Consider the following 18,472-nt stretch of genomic DNA (forward strand, 5'->3'; position numbering starts at 1 on the left):
ATGCCGCAGGCCACGGAGCGTTACTCCGACCTTGAACTAGAACTGACCGTTTCCGCGCCGGCCCATGGCGGCCACTTCGTGGCGCGGCATGAGGGCCGCGTCGTCTTCGTGCGGCACGCCCTGCCGGGGGAGCGGGTGCGGGTCCGCGTCACGGACGGGGGCCCGGACGCCGGGTTCTGGCGCGCCGACACCGTCGAGGTGCTGGAGGCCTCGCCGCACCGCGTGGCGCACCCCTGGGCCCCCGCCGACGCGCTCCTGGCCGCCAGGGCGGGCAAGCCTCCGGTGGGCGGTGCGGAGTTCGGCCATATCGCCCTCGCCGAACAGCGTGCGCTGAAGGCCGCGATCTTCGAGGAACAGCTGCACCGCCTGGCGGGGGTGGAGCGCAGCGTCAGCGTGGAACCTGCGGACGCCAACGACGACGGCGGGCTGGGCTGGCGTACAAGGGCGGCTTTTGCCGTGGACCCGTCCGGGCGGCTGGCCATGAATGCCCACCGCTCGGACCAGCTGATCCCGGTGACCGACATGCCGCTGGCCGTGCCCGCCATCAATGAGCTGCGGCTTTGGGAACAGGACCTGAGCCAGCTGGTGCGGGTGGAGGTGGCGGCGCCTGCCAACGGTTCTGCGCCGCTGGTGCTGCTTGTGCCGGCCGAGGGAGCGAGCCCCCGCCGGCTGGCCGCCATCGCGGGCCGGATTCCGGCGCCGGCGTCGGTCGCCGTATGGCAACCCGAGGAACAGCGGCTGACGCGGCTGCGCGGCCGGACCTGGGTGGCCGAAAGCTGCCGTGGCCACGAATACCGCGTGACCGGGGAGGGGTTCTGGCAGATCCACCGCTTGGCTCCGCAGGTGCTGACCGGCGCCGTGCTGGCGGGGGTGGACCCCCAGCCGGGGCAGCGGGTCGCGGACCTCTACGCCGGTGCCGGACTGTTCACCGCGCCACTGGGCGCCGCCGTCGGGCCTTCCGGGGCGGTACTCTCCGTGGAAGGTTCCCCGGGCACCAGCCGCGACGCCCGCAAGAACCTGCACGGGATGGAACAGGTGCAGATCGTGCAGGGCAAGGTCGAGAACGTCCTGAGCCGCCACCACGACCGGCTGGATGCCGTGGTGCTCGATCCGCCTCGCGCCGGCGCCGGCCGGAAGGTGGTGGAGCAGCTGCACGGCAAACGCCCCTCGGTGGTCGGCTACGTGGCGTGCGACCCTGCGTCCTTCGCGCGTGACCTTGGCTACTTCCTCAAGCTTGGATGGGAGCTGCAGGATCTGCGGGTGTTCGACCTCTATCCGAACACGCACCACATGGAGTCCTTCGCCCGGCTGGTGCGCGCCTGACGCGCAAGGGACGGTGGAAGCGGCTAGGCCTCGATCCGCGCCAGCAGCTCGCGCAGCCGGTCCACCAGCGGCTGGCGGTCGGCGTCCCGGATGGAGCCGAGGAGCTCGTGCTCGATGCGCAGGAGCTCGACGAACGCGGCATCCACGATCCGCCGCCCTTCCGGGTGGAGCTTCACCCGGACGATCCGCGCGTCGGCGACGTCCGCCGAGCGGCCCACCAGGCCCCGGGCCACCAGCCGGTCGATGCGGTTGGTCATGGTGCCTGAGGTCACCAGGTTCTCCTTGGCCAGCTGCCCGGCGGTCATCGTGCCGTCCGGGGAGCGTCGGATGGCCGAGAGCACATCGAAGTCACCCAGCTGCAGGCCGTGGGCGGCCAAGGCGTTGCGCCGCAGAGCGTCGAAGCGCTGGGCCAGCCGGCCGATGCGGCTGAAGACGCCCATCGGCTCGACGTCCTCCGACGGCAAAACACGCTGCCATCCATCGATGATTTCGTCCACCGCATCCATGTGCCGCTCCAGGTCCCGTTGATCGTTCGCGCCGGCTCTGTCCACCCCAAACTATCTTGACATCAAGATATGGGGAAAGTAGGGTCGTTGTAAATCTTGATGTCAAGAGATCCCCGGCCCCGGGGGTCTGCCCTCAGGGGTGCGGGGATAGGCTGGCCACGGCTCGGCCGCAATCCAACCGCACCCCTGCCGATAAGGCCGCCCTAACTGGCGGCTCGCCCGGACGGGCAACAAAGATGTGAATGGCGAGAGGAGTCCCCTGTGAGCAATGTGGACAGCTTCGGTTCCAAAGGCGCATTGAACGTCGGCGGTACCGAATACGAAATTTTCCGGCTGAATTCGATCGAAGGCGCCGACAGCCTTCCGTTCAGCCTCAAGGTTCTCTTGGAGAACCTGCTTCGCACCGAAGACGGTGCCAACATCACGGCGGACCACGTCCGCGCCCTGGCCGGCTGGGACCCCAACGCCCAGCCGAACACCGAAATCCAGTTCACGCCCGCCCGCGTGATCATGCAGGACTTCACCGGCGTTCCCTGCGTGGTCGACCTGGCCACCATGCGTGAGGCCGTCAAGGAGCTCGGCGGCGACCCGAAGCGCGTCAACCCGCTGGCCCCGGCCGAGATGGTCATCGACCACTCCGTCCAGATCGACGTCTTCGGCAACGCCCAGGCGGTCGAGCGCAACATGGAGATCGAATACCAGCGCAACGGCGAGCGGTACCAGTTCCTGCGCTGGGGCCAGACCGCCTTCGACGACTTCAAGGTTGTCCCGCCGGGCACCGGCATCGTGCACCAGGTCAACATCGAATACCTGGCCCGGACGGTCATGACCCGCGAGGTAGTCGAAGACGGGCAGACCAAGCTGCGTGCCTACCCGGACACCTGCGTCGGCACCGACTCCCACACCACCATGGTCAACGGTCTGGGCGTGCTGGGCTGGGGCGTCGGCGGCATCGAGGCCGAGGCCGCGATGCTGGGCCAGCCCGTCTCCATGCTGATCCCGCGCGTGGTCGGCTTCAAGCTCACCGGCGAGATCCCTGCCGGTGCCACCGCCACCGACGTGGTGCTGACCATTACCGAAATGCTGCGTAAGCATGGCGTCGTCGGCAAATTCGTGGAGTTCTACGGCGAGGGCGTTGCTGCGGTGCCGCTGGCCAACCGCGCCACCATCGGCAACATGAGCCCCGAGTTCGGCTCCACCGCCGCGATGTTCCCGATCGACGACGTGACCCTGGACTACCTGCGCCTGACCGGCCGCTCCGAGGAGAACATTGCCCTCGTCGAGGCCTACACCAAGGAACAGGGCCTCTGGCACGACCCGAGCCGCGAGTTGCGCTTCTCCGAGTACCTCGAACTGGACCTCTCCACCGTGGTTCCCTCGATTGCCGGCCCGAAGCGTCCGCAGGACCGGATCGAGCTCAGCGAGTCCAAGGACCAGTTCCGCAAGGACCTGGGCAGCTACGTCAAGGCAGCCAACGAGGACGCCCTCGACGAGGCGCTGGAAGAGTCTTTCCCGGCTTCGGACGCGCCGGCGATGACCTCGACCGTGCGCCACTCGGCAGCCTCGAACTCCAACGGCCGCCCGAGCAAGGCCGTCGACGTCAAGATGGAGGACGGCCGCGAGTTCGTGCTGGACCACGGCGCCGTCACCATCGCGTCCATCACCTCCTGCACCAACACCTCCAACCCGTCGGTCATGCTGGCCGCCGCGGTGCTGGCGCGTAACGCCGTCGAGAAGGGCCTGACCTCCAAGCCGTGGGTCAAGACCTCTGTTGCCCCCGGCTCCAAGGTCGTCACCGAGTACTACGAGAAGTCCGGCCTGGGTCCCTACCTGGAGAAGCTCGGCTTCTTCACCGTGGGCTACGGCTGCGCGACCTGCATCGGCAACTCGGGTCCGCTGGAAGGCGAGATCTCCGAGGCCATCCAGGCCAACGATCTCTCCGTGACCGCGGTGCTCTCGGGCAACCGTAACTTCGAGGGCCGGATCAACCCGGACGTCAAGATGAACTACCTGGCCTCGCCGCCGCTGGTCATCGCGTACGCCCTGGCCGGTTCCATGGACTTCGACTTCGAGAAGGACGCGCTCGGCACGGACTCCGAGGGCAACGAGGTCTTCCTGAAGGACATCTGGCCGAGCCCGACCGAGGTCCAGAGCATCATCGATTCCTCCATCGACGAAGAGATGTTCGCCAAGGGCTATGACGGCGTGTTCGACGGCGACGACCGCTGGCGCGCCCTCGAGACCCCGCTGGGCGACACCTTTGCCTGGGCCGAGGACTCGACCTACGTGCGCAAGCCTCCGTACTTCGAGGGCATGAAGGCGCAGCCGGAGCCCGTCCAGGACATCAGCGGGGCCCGGGTGCTGGCCAAGCTGGGCGATTCCGTGACCACGGACCACATCAGCCCGGCCGGCTCCTTCAAGTCCGACAGCCCGGCAGGCCGCTACCTGCTGGAACACGGCGTGGAGCGCAAGGACTTCAACTCCTACGGTTCCCGCCGCGGCAACCACGAAGTGATGATCCGCGGCACCTTCGCGAACATCCGGCTGAAGAACCTGCTGCTGGACGGCGTGGAGGGCGGCTTCACCCGCGACTTCACCGAGACCGGCGGGCCCCAGGCCTACATCTACGACGCGGCGATGAACTACCAGGCCGCCGGAACTCCGCTGGTCGTCCTGGCCGGCAAGGAGTACGGTTCCGGCTCGTCCCGCGACTGGGCTGCCAAGGGCACGGCGCTGTTGGGCGTCAAGGCCGTCATCGCGGAGAGCTTCGAGCGCATCCACCGCTCCAACCTCATCGGCATGGGCGTGCTGCCGCTGCAGTTCCCGGCCGGGGAGAGCGCCGCCTCGCTGCGCCTGACCGGCACCGAGACCTTCGCGATCGAGGGAGTGACCGAACTGAACAACGGCACCACCCCGAAGACCTTGAAGGTCACCGCCACCGACGAAGACGGAAAGGTCACCACGTTCGACGCGGTCGTGAGAATCGACACGCCGGGCGAAGCCGACTACTACCGCAACGGCGGCATCCTGCAGTACGTTCTGCGTCAGCTGACCGCGGCCTAAGCGCGTTCGGCCCCAGCGCAGCGGGCCCCCGGCAATCCGTCCTTCGGGCGGGCCGGGGGCCCGCTGCGCGTTATGGTTAAGTGTTGGCCACCGCGAAGTCTTCAGCGCGCGGAGGCAGTCTAGACACCGGCAAGGGAGGCACTATGGGCCTACTGGAGACAATCCGTAATCCTCAGGACCTCAGCAAGCTCAGCACGGCGCAGCTGATGAGCCTGGCGGCGGAGATCCGGCAGTTCCTGATCACGAATGTCGCCCAGACCGGCGGGCACCTCGGCCCGAACCTCGGCGTGGTGGAGCTGACGCTGGGGATCCACCGTGTCTTCGATTCCCCGCGCGACAGCATTGTCTTCGACACGGGGCACCAGTCGTACGTGCACAAGCTCCTCACGGGGCGGCAGGACTTCTCCACGCTCCGCCAGCAGGGCGGCTTGTCGGGCTACCCGGACCGCGCGGAATCCATCCACGACATCGTCGAATCATCGCACGCGTCGTCCTCCCTGTCCTGGGCGGACGGCATCTCCCGCGCCCGCCAGCTGAACGGCGAGGGGGAACGCTACGTCGTCGTCATGATCGGCGATGGCGCCCTGACCGGCGGCATGGCCTGGGAGGCCATCAACAACATCGCCGCGGACAAGAGCCGCCGCGTGGTCATCGTGGTCAACGACAACGGCCGGTCCTACGCCCCGACGATCGGCGGCCTCGCTGACCAGCTGGCCGCGCTCCGCGCCACGATCGACAGGGTCCGCACGCATAAGGCCTACGAGGGCACGCTCGACTGGTGGAAGCGGCGCCTTCAGCACGGCGGCCTGCTCAGCCAGCTGGCCTACAAGAGCCTGCACGCGGCCAAGAAGGGCATCAAGGACTGGTGGGCCCCGCAGGGCCTGTTCGAGGACCTGGGCATGAAGTACATCGGCCCCATCGACGGCCATGACATGGCGTCGGTGGAAGATGCCCTGACCCAGGCCCGCAAGTACGGCGGCCCGGTGATCGTGCACGCGCTGACGGAGAAGGGGCGCGGCTACGCGCCCGCCCGTGCCCACGAGGCCGACCAGTTCCACGCCGTCGGGGTCATCGACCCGGAAACCGGCGAGCCGCTGGACGCCGGCGGCGTGCAGTCCTGGACGTCCGTGTTCTCGGACGAGATCGCGGCGATCGCGGACGAGCGCCCGGACATCGTCGGCATCACCGGCGCCATGCTCATCCCGGTCGGCCTGCACAAGCTGGCGGCCAAGCACCCGGACCGGGTATTCGACGTCGGCATCGCCGAACAGCACGCGCTGACCAGCGCCGCGGGAATGGCCTACGGCGGCCTGCATCCCGTGGTCGCGGTCTACGCCTCCTTCCTGAACCGCGCCTTCGACCAGCTGCTGATGGATGTTGCGTTGCACAAGGCCGGCGTGACCGTGGTGCTGGACCGTGCCGGCGTCACCGGGCCGGACGGGCCCAGCCACCACGGCATGTGGGACCTGTCGATGCTGCAGATCGTCCCGGGACTGCACCTTGCGGCTCCCCGCGACGCCACCCGGCTGCGCGAGGAACTGCGCGAGGCGGTGGCGATCAATGACGCGCCCACCGTGGTGCGCTTCTCCAAGGGCTCCGTGGGCGAGGAGGTCCGTGCCATCGAGCGGCTGTCCGACGGCGTGGACGTGCTTGCGCGGCGCCCCTCCGGATCCACCGAGAACGACGTCCTCATCGTCAGCGTCGGCGCCATGGGAGAGCTGGCGCTGGAAGTCTCCAACCGGCTCGGAGCCCAGGGCATCAGCTCCACCGTGGTGGATCCGCGCTGGGTGCTGCCGGTCCCGCCGTCGATCATCTCGCTGGCCGCCCGGCACCGGATCGTCATCGTCATCGAGGACGGCGTCCGGGCCGGCGGCGTCGGCTCGCGGATCCGCCAGGAGATGCGCGCGGCCGGCGTGGACACAGCGCTGAACGAGGTCGGACTTCCGGTCGAGTTCCTCGCCCACGGTACCCGCCCGCAGGTGATGGAGCGGGTGGGGCTCACCGCGCAGCAGGTGACGCACGACGTCGTTGCCCAGGTTTTGGGCACGAAGGTTCCGTTCGCGCGGCCGCTGCCGGGGCAGGAACTGCCCACCGGACAGATCCCGAAGATCCAGTGAGGGAACCGGACTCCATCGACCGCGGCCAGCTGGTGGTGCTGCGCAACCGCAAGTGGGACGGGACGCCCCATTGGGTGGTCCCGGGCGAATACCTGGGCCGGGACGGCTTCGGACACTGGATCTGGCAGCCGGAGGGCTCCTTCGTGTCCAAGCCCGGCTACGGATTCTACGCGGCCTCGGATGCGCTGGTGATGGTGCCGCACAGCGGCAACCATGTGGTGACGTTCTTCGACGAGCTGCACCCGAAAGACGTGGAAATCTATGTTGATATCGCCACGGACATCAGGTGGGGCGAGCTGCACGCCGGCCGCGGCTTCGAGGTGACCCTCGTCGATATGGACCTGGATGTGATCAGGACCTTCAACGGGCCCGGCACCTGGATCGATGACGAAGACGAGTTCGCCGCGCACCAGGCGGCCATGTCCTATCCGGAACCGGTGATCGAGGCGATGCGCGCGGAGGCGGACCGCATCTACACCGCTGTGCGGGACCATGCGGCCCCCTTCGACGGCACGGCAGCAGACTGGTTCAGGAAGGCACGCGCATGAATTTCCTCCGACTCTACAAGCGTCTCGACGACGGCACCCTGGTATTCCGGGAGGCGTGGTTCGACGAGGACTATGCCCAGTTCGTGGTCAACCACGGCACCGTCGGACACCAGAGCAGCACCAAGGAGACCCGCGACGTCACGGCCGAGGCCGCGGGCGCGCTGCTGGACGCCTTCGCGCAGCAGTGTGCCGAGGACGGCTATGCCGAGATCCCGCCGGAGGAACAGTCCACGGTGGTGGCCCAGTACGCGCTGAAGACCGCGGACGGCAGCGAGCGGGACCGCTACCTGGAGGACAAGGCCCGGCGCGCCATCACCGAGTTCTTTGCCTGGCGCGGCCTTGGCACCGTGGAGCGCACCGAGTTCGCCCCGCACAAGCTGAACATCTACTGCCTGGCCCCGGACGCTTCCAAGGCCGTGGCCGGCCTGAAGGTCTGCCTGCGCGAGGCCAAGCTGGACTTCACCAAGCTGACCATCGCCACCGCCCCGCCTGAGGACCGGGCCGCGCTGAAGCAGAAGCATCCGCTCCCGGCCAAGGCGCCGTTCAGCCTGGGCTGACCGGAAGCGCTCTTTGGGGGCTACGCCTCGCCGTCCGCGCCGTTTCCGGGCAGGCACAGGCCTGCGGCGCGCGCCGCGGCGCGATAGGCGTCCGCCAGGCTGGCCACGCTCTCATGCGCGTTCAGGCCGCTGGGGTTCGGTACGGCCCACAGCTCGGCCCCGGCGATCGTCTCGGGCTGCCGTCCGAGCCGCGCCTTCGGCCTGCCGAACCCGACGCGGTAGGCGGTGATTCCGGCCACCGCCACGACGCGCGGGCCCAGCGACCCGACCTTCGCGGCGAGGCGGTCCGCTCCGTCCCTGAGCTCCGCAGCCGCCAGTTCGTCCGCCCTCGCCGTGGCCCGGGCGACGATGTTGGTGATGCCCACACCGCGGGCCACCAGCTGGCCGCGGTCTGCATCCGCCATGCCGCTTCCTGCATCGATCAGGTGGTCCGTGATGCCCGCGGCCGCCAGAGCGGGGTAGAAGCGGTTGCCCGGCCGCGCGAAGTGGGTTCCCGTCGCCGCCGACCACAGGCCGGGATTGATGCCCACGAAGAGCAGGCGCAGCCCCGGCCCCAGCAGGTCCGGCACCGTGGCGTCGCGGTAGCTGAGCAGTTCGTCACGGGTAAAGCGCACCGTCCCACTCTGTCACGCACGAGCCGTCCAGGGCGAAGTGCCGGGCATGGCAAGGGCCCGGCGCCCCGCCTCTCAGGCGGGAGCACCGGGCCCTTGCCCGCCGTCACGTGCGACGGCGGGGAATACCCTTAGTCCGTTCCGGCGTCGAACGCTGCGCGGTCCAGGGCCTCGTCTGCCGCCCGGTCCGCCTCGTCCACCTGCTTGGTGTCGGCGATCTCGTTGGCTCCGCCGGCCTCCAGTGCGCCGACCAGTTCCGCGGTCGGTCCGCCGACGAGTCCCTGCGCGGCGTACTGCTCCAGGCGCGACCGCGAATCCGCGATGTCCAGGTTGCGCATGGTCAGCTGGCCGATCCGGTCCAGCGGCCCGAACGCGGCGTCGCCGACGCGCTCCATGGAGAGCTTGTCCGGGTGGTAGCTCAGGTGCGGTCCGGAGGTGTCCAGGATCGTGTAGTCCTCGCCGCGCCGCAGGCGCAGGGTGACCTCGCCGGTCACTGCCGAGCCGACCCACTTCTGCAGCGACTCGCGCAGCATCAGCGACTGCGGGTCCAGCCAGCGGCCCTCGTACATCAGGCGGCCGAGGCGGCGGCCCTCGGCGTAGTAGTTGGCCACGGTGTCTTCGTTGTGAATGGCGTTGAGCAGCCGCTCGTAGGCGATGTGCAGCAGGGCCATGCCCGGAGCTTCGTAAATGCCGCGGCTCTTGGCCTCGATGATGCGGTTCTCGATCTGGTCGCTCATGCCCAGGCCGTGGCGGCCGCCGATGGCATTGGCCTCGTTGACCAGGGCGACGGCGTCGGCGAACTCGGTGCCGTTGATGGCCACGGGGCGGCCCGCCTCGAAGCGGATCGTGACGTCCTCGGTGGCGATCTCGACGTCGTCGCGCCAGAAGGCCACGCCCATGATGGGCTCGACGGCCTCGAGGCTGGTGTCCAGGTGCTCCAGCGTCTTGGCCTCGTGCGTGGCGCCCCAGATGTTCGCGTCGGTGCTGTAGGCCTTCTCCGCGGAGTCGCGGTAGGGGAAGTCATGCGCGGTGAGCCACTCGGACATTTCCTTGCGGCCGCCCAGCTCGGAGACGAACTTCGGGTCGAGCCAGGGCTTGTAGATGCGCAGGCGCGGGTGCGCCAGGAGCCCGTAGCGGTAGAACCGCTCGATGTCATTGCCCTTATAGGTGGAGCCGTCGCCCCAGATGTCCACGCCGTCTTCGCGCATGGCACGCACCAGCAGGGTGCCGGTGACCGCACGGCCCAGCGGGGTGGTGTTGAAGTAGGCGCGCCCGGCGCTACGGATGTGGAAGGCGCCGCAGGCCAGCGCGGCCAGGCCTTCCTCCACCAGGGCGGGCTTGCAGTCGACCAGGCGGGAGAGCTCCGCGCCGTATTCGGCCGCACGTCCGGGAACGGCGTCGATGTCCGGCTCGTCATACTGACCGAGGTCCGCAGTGTAGGTGTAGGGCACGGCGCCGCCGTCACGCATCCACGCAACTGCCACGGAAGTATCGAGTCCGCCGGAGAAGGCGATGCCGACGCGTTCGCCGACGGGAAGAGAAGTGAGAACTTTGGCCATGTTCTCGATAATAGGTGCACCGGGCGCCAAAGGCCGAAGCGGCCGCGCGTTAGCGGCTTCGTGACGTGCGCGAAATCACCCGTGCACCCGGTTTTGCACCAGCATGGAGCGGTAGGATGCGAGGCGGGTTACATAGGCCAACGCGAAGGAACCAAGGATGGAATACCGCCGACTCGGCAACTCCGGTCTCACTGTCTCCGCTGTGGGGCTCGGCTGCAACAACCTGGGCCGTGCCGGCACGCCCACGGAAAGCCAGGACGGGACGGACGCCGTCGTACATGCGGCGCTGGAGGCCGGCGTCACGCTGTTCGACGTCGCGGACAGCTACGGGAAAGAGCCCGGGCTGAGCGAGGAGTTCCTTGGGCGGGCCCTGGGACAGCGGCGGGATGACGTCGTCGTCGCCACCAAATTCGGGATGGACATGCGCGGTGCCAACGGCGAGGACTTCGGCGCCCGCGGTTCGCGGCGCTACATCGTCAGGGCAGCCGAGGCCTCGCTGCGGCGGCTGGGCACGGAGTGGATCGACCTCTACCAGTTCCACACCCCGGACCCGCTGACGCCGATCGAGGAGACCCTCTCCGCCCTGGACGACCTGGTCCGGGCCGGAAAGGTGCGCTACATCGGGCACTCCAACCGTGCCGGCTGGCAGATCGCCGAGGCCGAGTTCACCGCCCGGATGCATGGCTTCACGCGCTTCGTCTCCAGCCAGAACCACTACAATCTGCTGGACCGCCGGGCGGAGCTTGAGGTCACCCCGGCGGCCGAGGCGTACGGGCTGGGCGTGCTGCCGTACTTCCCGCTGGCCAACGGGCTGCTGACCGGCAAGTACAAGGACGGCAAGGCGCCCGAGGGCAGCCGGCTGAGCCATTCGCGTACCAACCTGCTCCAGGACGCCGACTGGGAGCAGCTCGGTGCGTTCTCCAAGTTCGCGGCGGACCGCGGGCTGGCGGAAATCGAGGTGGCCTTCTCCTGGCTCGCGTCCCGCCCGTCGGTCGGTTCGGTGATTGCCGGAGCCACCAAGCCGGAGCAGATCCGGCAGAACGCCTCGTCCGCAGGGTGGAAGCCATCAGCCGACGACCTGGCCGCGCTGGACGGGATCTTCCCGGCAACGCCCAAGGTCGCCCTCTTCTAGGCCGGTCCGTGCGCGTCATCTTCGACAACGACACCGGGATCGACGACGCCCTGGCGCTCGTCTACCTGCTCAGCCGGCCCGACGTCGAACTGGCGGCGATCACCTGCTCCGCCGGCAACGTCTCGGCCGAGCAGGTGGCCCGGAACAACCTCGCCCTGCTGCGGCTGTGCGGCCGGCCGGACGTGGAGGTGGCGGCCGGGGCCAGCGATCCGCTGTCCATCCCGCTGGTCACCACCCCGGAGACGCACGGAGAGCAGGGCCTCGGCTACGCGGAACTCGCCGCAGGCTCCGCACAGGTCTCGCCGCGCGCCGCCGTCGACCTCTGGATCGAGGAAGTCCGCCGGGCCCCCGGCGAACTGACGGCGCTGCTAACGGCGCCGCTGACGAACTTCGCGCTTGCGCTGCGCCGCGACCCGGAGCTGCCGCGGCTGCTCAAGCGCACCGTGATCATGGGCGGCTGCTACTTCTACCAGGGCAACACCACGCCCACGGCCGAGTGGAACACCCATGTGGACCCGCACGCGGCGGCCGAGGTCTTCGCCGCGTTCGAGGGGCTGCCGGAGGAGCAGTTGCCGGTCGTCTGTGCCCTGGAGACCACCGAGCGGATCGAGCTGCAGCCGGCGCATGTGGCCCGGCTCGCCCGGGAGTCCGGCTGCGCGGCGGAGGAGCTGCTTCGCCCGGACGATGCCGCGGGGACCCGCAGCACGGCCTCCAGCCCGCTGGTCCGCTTCCTCTCGGACGCGCTGCGCTTCTACTTCGAGTTCCACCGCCAGTACGACCAGGGCTACGTCGCGCACGTGCACGACGTCTTCGCCGCGGCCGTGGCCGCCGGGACCGTCGAGTACCGCGCCCGGCCGGCCACCGTGCACGTCGAGACGGCGCCGGGCCCGCTGGTGGGCACCACCGTGGCCGACTACCGCGGGCTGTGGGGGAGGAAGCCCAACGCGCGCATCGTGAGCTGGAACGACCCGCCGGCGGTGTTCGACGAAGTCCTCGGCTCCATCTCCGCCCTGGCCCGCCGGCTGGAAGGGCAGCCCGGGCCGGTTCGGTAGAATGGGCACCGGGTCGAGGTGACATAGGCCCATCCCCGCCAGCTTTTCCGAGGAAGACCTATGTCCAATTCCCTGCTCCTGCCCGCCCGTTCCAGAGCCACGCTGCGCACACGGCTGCTGCCGCTGGTTGGCGCGGCCCTCATCGCCGCCACCTACGCCATGCTCGTGCTGCTCCAGCCCGCGGAGGCCGCAGCAGGGCTCTCCAGCTGGCCGGCCGTCGTTGCCTTCGCGGGCTACCTGGCCGGCGCCGTCCTGCTGCTGGCCGGCGTCCTGCCGCAGCTGCCGGCCTCCGTCCTGACCGTCATCCCCGTGGGCCTGGTGCTCAACATCGTGTTCGGCCAGTTCGTCGGCAGCACGCTCGTGCCGCTGTACCTGGATTCCATCGGCACCGTGCTGGTGGGCCTGCTCGCGGGCCGCTCCGCCGGTGCCGCCACCGGGGTGCTCGGTTCGCTCGTCTGGTCCCTGTTCAACCCCACCGTGCTGCCCTTCGCCGCGGGCGCAGCCGTGGTCGGCTTCCTGGCCGGTTCCGTCGGCACGCTGGTGCTGCGCCGCGCCTGGCTGGCCCCGGTCGCCGGGTTCCTCACCGGCATCGTCGCCGCCGTGGTCTCCGCGCCGGTCGCGGCCTTCGTCTACGGCGGCACGTCCGGTGCCGCTACGGGCGCCATCGTGGGCATGTTCCGCGCCATGGGCGATTCGCTGCTCGCCTCGGTGACCAAGCAGGCTCTGATCTCCGACCCGGCGGACAAGGCGGTGGCCTTCCTGGTCGCGGCCGTGCTCGTGCTGGTCCTGCCGCGGCGGACCCGGCTGCAGTTCCCGCTTCCGCGCCGCGCCGCCGCGAACCGGGACTGACCTCCGCACGATGGCACGCCTCCATCCGTTCACCGGCCTGGCCTTTGCCGGCGCCGCTGCCATGGTCAGCCTGGCCGCCGACCGCTGGTGGTTGAGCCTTGCTATTGTCGCCGCGTGCCTGGTGCTGGCCCACCGGCGCGGCATCACCCGGCGCCTGGCGGGCACGGCCGCCGCGGTGCTGGCGCCGCTCTGGCTCTCCCAGCTGCTGGTGCACGCGGTATTCGACCGGACCGGCAGCCACGTGCTCCTCGCCTGGGGACCGGTGCGCCTGACGGCGGAGGGATTGACGACGGCGGGCGGGCTGGGGCTGCGGGTGGCGGCCTTCGCCACGGTGTTCCTGCTCTACTCGCTGACCCTGGACCGCTACGCCCTCGTCAGGGCGCTGGACCGGGCCGGGGTGCCCGCCCAGCTCGGCTACGTCATCGCCGCCACCCTGGCGCTGGTGCCCGCCACGATGGAGCGCGCGAGGGCGATTTCCCAGGCACAGGCCGTCCGTGGCGCGGGCGGCCGAGGCCCCGCCAGTCGCCTCATGGCGGCCCGGATGCTGGCGGTGCCGCTGGTGCTCGCCAGCCTCCAGGACGCCACGGAGCGATCCGTGAGCCTGCAGCTGCGCGGGTTCCCTGGCGGCCCCGAACGTACCCAATACGTCACGGTGAGGGCCCGGCGGTGGGAGCTGCCTGCCGCCGCCGCCGTGCTGTTCCTCGCCGCCCTGGTGGTGTTCCTGCTGGCTGGCGGCCTCTGATGCAGCTGGAGCTTGAGCACTACTGGCACCAGGAGCGCAGCGCCCCCGCGCTCTCCGGGCTCCGCCTGACCGTCGAGCCGGGCACGCTGACCGTGATTGCCGGCGGCTCCGGCAGCGGCAAGAGCACCCTCGCCGGGATCCTGGCCGGCACCCTCCCCGGGCGGACCGGCGGGCGGATGGCCGGCACGGTCCGCCTCGCCGGGGAACAGGTGGCGTACGACGGCGGCGCGGAGCCGCCCGCCGTCGACCTCCGGCAGTGGTCAGGCCAGGTGTCCTGCGTGCCGCAGGATGCGCGGAACTACCTGTCCCAGGTGCGTCCCACCGTCGCGGAAGAGCTCTCCTTCGGTCTGGAGAACGCCGGCCTGCCGCTCGCAGCGATGCGGGAGCGGGTGCGCGAGGCTGCCGCGCTGTTCGGCCTCGAACACCTGCTGCCGCGCCACCCCGCCCGGCTCTCCGGCGGCCAGGAACGGCTCGTCGCCATCGCGGCCGCCGCCGTGGGGCGGGCCCCGGTGCTGGTGCTGGACGAGCCCCTGGCCGGACTCGACCGGGACGTGGCCTCGCGGGTGACCGCCGCGGTGCGGGAACTGCGCGGCGCGGGCACCGCCGTCGTGCTCCTGACCCAGACGCTCGATGATCTGGTGGAAGAAGCCGGACACCTGCTGCTGCTGAAGGACGGCGCGGTGACGGCCGAGGGCGCGGCCGGCGTGCGCCGTGAAGCTGCCGTGGCCGGGGTTGTGTTGGGTGCCGATAGCGCATTCGGGGCAGTCGCCGGGCCGGTCATGGAACCGGCGACGTCGGGCAGGCCGGCGGCCCGGCGCTGCCCAGGCACCCCTTCCGTACCCGCCGCCGTGCCGCCGCCCGGGGAGCCCGGTTCCGCCGGCAAGCCGGATCCGGCCGCCGGTTCCGGCCCGGAGGTGCTGCTGTCCTACCGGGACGTCGGCTTCAGCTTCCCCGCGGAGGACCGCACCGAGCTGGACGCCCCGGCGACCCCGCGCCGTCGTCCACGCTTCCGTCGGACTGCCCGCCGTCCCGGACCGCGTGGCCGGCAGCCGGGCCGGCGGCTGCTGGACGACGTTTGGCTCGACGTGCGGGCGGGGGAGTGCGTGGCACTGACCGGGCCCAACGGGGCCGGCAAGACCACGCTGCTCAAGATGGGGCTCGGGCTGGTGCGTCCGGACACGGGCGCCGTCATCCTGGACGGCCGCGACGCCGCGGACGCTGCCGTCACCCGGCTGGCAGCCTCGGCCGGCCTGCTCTTCCAGAACCCGGCCGACCAGCTCTTCGAGCGGACAGTCCGGCGCGAGGTTGGCTTCGGCCCGAAAGGGGTGCGGCCCGGGCAGGACGCAGTCGAGGCCGCCCTGGCGGATTGCGGCCTGACGGACCTGGCCGACGAGCACCCCTACGAACTGCCCGCTTCGCAGCGCCGGCTGGTCGCGCTCGGCACGGTGCTGGCCAGGCGTCCCCGGGTGCTCATCCTCGACGAGCCCACGGTCTCGCTGGACGGGCACGGCCGCGAGATCCTGGCCCGCATCCTCACTGCGGCCACCGGGCGCGGGGCGGGCGTCCTGCTGTCGACGCATGACCTGCCCTTTGCCCGGGAGAACTGCCACCGGACCGTGGAATTGGGCCGTAGCGTAGCAGCGCGGCGCTAGTCCGGACCGCCGCTTCCGCGCCGCCATGACTTGCAAAAGCCGGCCGGGGCGCGCCGCGGTTCACCGTCCCGACTCTGCGAGCTCCTTGATGCTCGAGAGCCGGCGGTCCCAGGCGGAGCCGATACGTTCCAGGTCGCGGCCGAGCGAACTCAGGCGGGCGCCGAGGACGCTGTACCGGACTTCGCGTCCGCGCCGGGCCGTTTCCACGAGGCCTGCCGCCTGGAGCACGTCGAGATGCTTGACGATGGCCTGCCGGCTGATCGGGAACTCGGCTGCCAAGGCCGAGGCGGAGGCCGGCCCCGTGCCCAGCCTGGTCAGGATCTGCCAACGGGTCTCGTCGCCCAGCGCCGCGAAGACCGGCGCCAGCTGCGGTGCCGGCACCGCTAGCCGGCGCTTTCCGTGGCCGCATCCATCAGGAAGGCCCGGGCGGCGGCCAACTCGATGTTCCAGCCCTCGGTGTTCTCCTCCAGGGCCTTGCGCCGCTTCTCCTCACCGCCGGGCAGCGTGGAGAAGCCGCTCTCTGCCACACGGAGGGTCACGCCTCCCTCCGGCCGTTCGTCGATCCAAAACTCCACGAGCGTCGACTCGTCCTCCCGGAACCCCTCGCGGGAGGAGCCTGCGAGCCAGCGGAAGGCGGCATAGCGTGGCGCATCAAGCTTCTCTGTTCGGATCGGAAACGTTCCGTGAACGGGATCATGCACGATGTCCACGTCCCCGGACCGTTCGATCCGGTGCTCGATGATGGTTCCGTTGTTGATGTACCAGCCAGGCTCCGACACAAGCTCCCACACGCGCTCGGCGCTGGCCTCGATGTCGATCTGCCGCTCGATCCGGTCCAGTGTTCCGTCCATGGCCGTTCCTTCCGTTGTTATGCAACTCCATGGTTGCACAACGGAAATGCTAGCTGCAACCCAAAAGTTGCAGATCGATGTGATCCTACTGCCGTAGAAATCAAGTGACGTGCGCTGGAAACCAAGTTCCGCCGTCGTCGGCTGGCTAGTCTGACTTCAATTCGTAGGATGACTGCACCTGAAGGGGAACTGCATGGCAACGGAATCAGCGGATTTACTGCTGCTCAACGGCACTATCGACACGTTGGATCGGGATCTTCCGCGCAGCAACGCGATGGCGGTCAAGGACGGACTTGTGCTGGCTTTCGGCAGCAGCGCCTTGGAGCTGCAGGGACCGGGCACGCGGGTGCTCGACCTCGCCGGCGCCTATGTGATGCCGGGCCTGCTGGACGTCCATAACCACCACATGATCGCCGGACAGATGGACTTGTTCGAACTCGACGCCCCGCCCACGTTGGATCTTGAGGGTTTCCTCGCCGCCATCGATGACTATGCGGCCACGCTTGGGCGGGATGAATGGGTAGTCGGCGGCAGCTGGGGATCGGGCCTGATGAACCAGATGAACTCGGCGGAGGCGCTGGCCCGCCTTGATGCCGCGACCGGCGGCCGGCCTGCGCTGCTCAAGGACGACTCCAAGCACAACCGCTGGGCCAACTCCCGGGCGCTTGAACTCGCGGAAATCGGCGACGGCACCCCGGACCCCGAAGGCGGCCAAATCCTGCGCGACCCCTCCGGCAGGGCGACCGGCGTCCTCATTGAGGCGGGTGGCGTCCTGGTCGAGCACACTCTTTCGAGGCTGCAGCCGGTGAGCACGGAGCAGCTGGCCCGGGCCGCCAGGCGAGGCATCGAGATTCTGCACTCCTTCGGGGTGACTGCGTTCCAGGATGCGGCCGCTTCGCTTCAGCTGATGAGGGCCCTCAAGCGGCTGGACGACGAGGGCGCCCTGGATGCCTGGGTTGTCACGTCCATGCAAGCGAACGATTTCATCCTGGGAACCACCCCGCTGGGCGAGGGCATCATCGAGCACCGGGAGGAAACCCGTTCGCGCCACCACCGGCCGGACTTCATCAAGATCTTCCTGGACGGCGTGCCGCCTGCAGGAACAGCGGCCTTCATCGAGCCCTACCTGCCGGATGCCGGCTTTCCCAAGTGCCACTGCGGCAGCACCACCATGGACCCGGCCGAGCTCGAGGATTGGCTCATGGGCACAGCGGCCCGCGGAATCTCGGCGAAGATCCATTGCACGGGGGACGCGTCGGTGCGGCTCGTTCTCGACACGGTGCAGAACGTCCGGGCGGCGGGCTTCTCTACGCCCAAGTACCACGTCGCGCACGGCCAGTTCGTGCATCCGGACGACATCGCGAGGTTCGCTGAGCTGGACGTGACGGCAGACATCTCGCCGTCGCTGTGGTTCCCGGGTGTCATTTCCGAGGCCATTGCCACCGTGCTTCCGCCTGAGCGCGCCGCCAGGATGCAGCCCAACCGGGCCCTGCTCGACGCCGGTGCCAGAGTCGCCGGCGGCTCCGACTGGCCGGTCTCGGTATCGCCGAACGCCTGGGAAGGGATCTACGGCCTCGTGACACGAGAGGACCCGACGGGTCAGTTCCCCGGTAGCTTGTGGCCGGAGCAGGCGGTCACGCTGGAGGAAGCAATCCGTATCTACACCACGGCCAGTGCCGAGGCCATGGGAGTCGATGACGTCACGGGCTCCCTGGTTCCAGGTAAATCAGCGGACTTTATCGTCCTTCCGGATGATCCGCACGACATTCCACTGGATGCCGTTCGCCACATCAGCGCCCGCCAGACCTGGTTCGCGGGGCGCAAAGTGTACGACGCCGACGAGGCCCGGGCGGGCATGCCGGTGGCTGGACAGTCCGCGTCGGCCTGACCCAAACTTCGAAAGGTGCCCC

At 69.6% G+C, this 18,472-nt stretch carries 16 protein-coding genes; 11 read left to right on the top strand and 5 right to left on the bottom strand.

Annotated elements, in window-relative coordinates:
* On the top strand, positions 1–1,323 hold the full coding sequence (locus tag OC550_RS05600; protein ID WP_262104297.1) for a class I SAM-dependent RNA methyltransferase: 1,323 nt from the start codon (positions 1–3) through the stop codon (positions 1,321–1,323).
* A gap of 23 nt (positions 1,324–1,346) precedes the next feature.
* On the opposite strand, the gene OC550_RS05605 is transcribed toward OC550_RS05600, so the two are convergent.
* Positions 1,347–1,874, bottom strand: coding sequence for a MarR family winged helix-turn-helix transcriptional regulator (locus OC550_RS05605; protein WP_262104298.1), 528 nt, complete (start codon positions 1,872–1,874; stop codon positions 1,347–1,349).
* A 216-nt stretch (positions 1,875–2,090) separates the two neighbouring features.
* Here OC550_RS05605 and acnA point away from each other — a divergent pair, with 216 nt between their 5' ends.
* From acnA to OC550_RS05625, 4 genes are all read left to right on the top strand, one after another.
* The gene (acnA, locus tag OC550_RS05610; RefSeq protein ID WP_262104299.1) at positions 2,091–4,892 is read left to right on the top strand and encodes an aconitate hydratase AcnA; all 2,802 of its coding nucleotides are present in this window, start codon (positions 2,091–2,093) and stop codon (positions 4,890–4,892) included.
* A gap of 143 nt (positions 4,893–5,035) precedes the next feature.
* On the top strand, positions 5,036–7,009 hold the full coding sequence (gene dxs, locus OC550_RS05615) for a 1-deoxy-D-xylulose-5-phosphate synthase (RefSeq protein ID WP_262104300.1): 1,974 nt from the start codon (positions 5,036–5,038) through the stop codon (positions 7,007–7,009).
* Positions 7,006–7,557: a DUF402 domain-containing protein gene (locus OC550_RS05620; RefSeq protein WP_262104301.1), complete on the top strand. Its 552-nt coding sequence runs from the start codon at positions 7,006–7,008 to the stop codon at positions 7,555–7,557. The genes dxs and OC550_RS05620 overlap by 4 nt, the downstream gene beginning before the upstream one ends.
* Positions 7,554–8,114, top strand: a complete 561-nt coding sequence (locus tag OC550_RS05625; RefSeq protein WP_262104302.1) for a hypothetical protein — start codon at positions 7,554–7,556, stop codon at positions 8,112–8,114. Before OC550_RS05620 ends, OC550_RS05625 begins: the two co-directional genes overlap by 4 nt.
* A 20-nt stretch (positions 8,115–8,134) precedes the next feature.
* Here OC550_RS05625 and OC550_RS05630 read toward each other — a convergent pair whose 3' ends face one another.
* A complete protein-coding gene (locus tag OC550_RS05630; protein WP_262104303.1) occupies positions 8,135–8,728 on the bottom strand; it encodes a mismatch-specific DNA-glycosylase in 594 nt (197 codons plus the stop codon).
* Positions 8,729–8,856: 128 nt separating this feature from the next.
* Positions 8,857–10,284, bottom strand: coding sequence for an argininosuccinate synthase (gene argG, locus OC550_RS05635; RefSeq protein WP_262104304.1), 1,428 nt, complete (start codon positions 10,282–10,284; stop codon positions 8,857–8,859).
* Between the two features lie 157 nt (positions 10,285–10,441).
* Here argG and OC550_RS05640 point away from each other — a divergent pair, with 157 nt between their 5' ends.
* The 5 genes from OC550_RS05640 to OC550_RS05660 are packed head-to-tail and all read left to right on the top strand — an operon-like array spanning position 10,442 to position 15,711.
* The gene (locus OC550_RS05640; protein ID WP_262104305.1) at positions 10,442–11,416 is read left to right on the top strand and encodes an aldo/keto reductase; all 975 of its coding nucleotides are present in this window, start codon (positions 10,442–10,444) and stop codon (positions 11,414–11,416) included.
* Positions 11,417–11,424: 8 nt separating this feature from the next.
* A complete protein-coding gene (locus OC550_RS05645; RefSeq protein ID WP_262104306.1) occupies positions 11,425–12,468 on the top strand; it encodes a nucleoside hydrolase in 1,044 nt (347 codons plus the stop codon).
* 60 nt (positions 12,469–12,528) lie between these two features.
* A complete protein-coding gene (locus tag OC550_RS05650; RefSeq protein ID WP_262104307.1) occupies positions 12,529–13,317 on the top strand; it encodes an ECF transporter S component in 789 nt (262 codons plus the stop codon).
* Positions 13,318–13,327: 10 nt separating this feature from the next.
* Positions 13,328–14,059, top strand: coding sequence for an energy-coupling factor transporter transmembrane protein EcfT (locus OC550_RS05655; protein WP_262104308.1), 732 nt, complete (start codon positions 13,328–13,330; stop codon positions 14,057–14,059).
* On the top strand, positions 14,059–15,711 hold the full coding sequence (locus OC550_RS05660) for an ABC transporter ATP-binding protein (protein WP_262104309.1): 1,653 nt from the start codon (positions 14,059–14,061) through the stop codon (positions 15,709–15,711). Before OC550_RS05655 ends, OC550_RS05660 begins: the two co-directional genes overlap by 1 nt.
* Positions 15,712–15,771: 60 nt before the next feature.
* On the opposite strand, the gene OC550_RS05665 is transcribed toward OC550_RS05660, so the two are convergent.
* On the bottom strand, positions 15,772–16,092 hold the full coding sequence (locus tag OC550_RS05665) for a helix-turn-helix transcriptional regulator (protein ID WP_262104310.1): 321 nt from the start codon (positions 16,090–16,092) through the stop codon (positions 15,772–15,774).
* A gap of 2 nt (positions 16,093–16,094) precedes the next feature.
* Complete coding sequence (locus OC550_RS05670) at positions 16,095–16,562, bottom strand: ATPase (protein WP_262104311.1); 468 nt, start codon at positions 16,560–16,562, stop codon at positions 16,095–16,097.
* A 193-nt stretch (positions 16,563–16,755) separates the two neighbouring features.
* On the opposite strand from OC550_RS05670, the gene OC550_RS05675 reads away from it, so the two are divergent.
* Entirely contained in the window at positions 16,756–18,450 is a 1,695-nt protein-coding gene (locus tag OC550_RS05675; protein WP_262104312.1) for an amidohydrolase, read from the top strand.
* Positions 18,451–18,472 lie beyond the last annotated feature (22 nt).

It is taken from the genome of Arthrobacter sp. Marseille-P9274 (assembly GCF_946892675.1).
Classification (GTDB): Bacteria; Actinomycetota; Actinomycetes; order Actinomycetales; family Micrococcaceae; genus Crystallibacter.

Excerpts from the sequence above, each read along its gene's own strand:
- OC550_RS05600 (WP_262104297.1), top strand. The coding sequence starts at position 1 with ATGCCGCAGGCCACGGAGCGTTACTCCGACCTTGAACTAGAACTGACC.
- dxs (WP_262104300.1), top strand. The coding sequence starts at position 5,036 with ATGGGCCTACTGGAGACAATCCGTAATCCTCAGGACCTCAGCAAGCTC.
- OC550_RS05625 (WP_262104302.1), top strand. The coding sequence starts at position 7,554 with ATGAATTTCCTCCGACTCTACAAGCGTCTCGACGACGGCACCCTGGTA.
- argG (WP_262104304.1), bottom strand. The coding sequence starts at position 10,284 with ATGGCCAAAGTTCTCACTTCTCTTCCCGTCGGCGAACGCGTCGGCATC.
- OC550_RS05640 (WP_262104305.1), top strand. The coding sequence starts at position 10,442 with ATGGAATACCGCCGACTCGGCAACTCCGGTCTCACTGTCTCCGCTGTG.
- OC550_RS05650 (WP_262104307.1), top strand. The coding sequence starts at position 12,529 with ATGTCCAATTCCCTGCTCCTGCCCGCCCGTTCCAGAGCCACGCTGCGC.
- OC550_RS05655 (WP_262104308.1), top strand. The coding sequence starts at position 13,328 with ATGGCACGCCTCCATCCGTTCACCGGCCTGGCCTTTGCCGGCGCCGCT.
- OC550_RS05660 (WP_262104309.1), top strand. The coding sequence starts at position 14,059 with ATGCAGCTGGAGCTTGAGCACTACTGGCACCAGGAGCGCAGCGCCCCC.
- OC550_RS05670 (WP_262104311.1), bottom strand. The coding sequence starts at position 16,562 with ATGGACGGAACACTGGACCGGATCGAGCGGCAGATCGACATCGAGGCC.
- OC550_RS05675 (WP_262104312.1), top strand. The coding sequence starts at position 16,756 with ATGGCAACGGAATCAGCGGATTTACTGCTGCTCAACGGCACTATCGAC.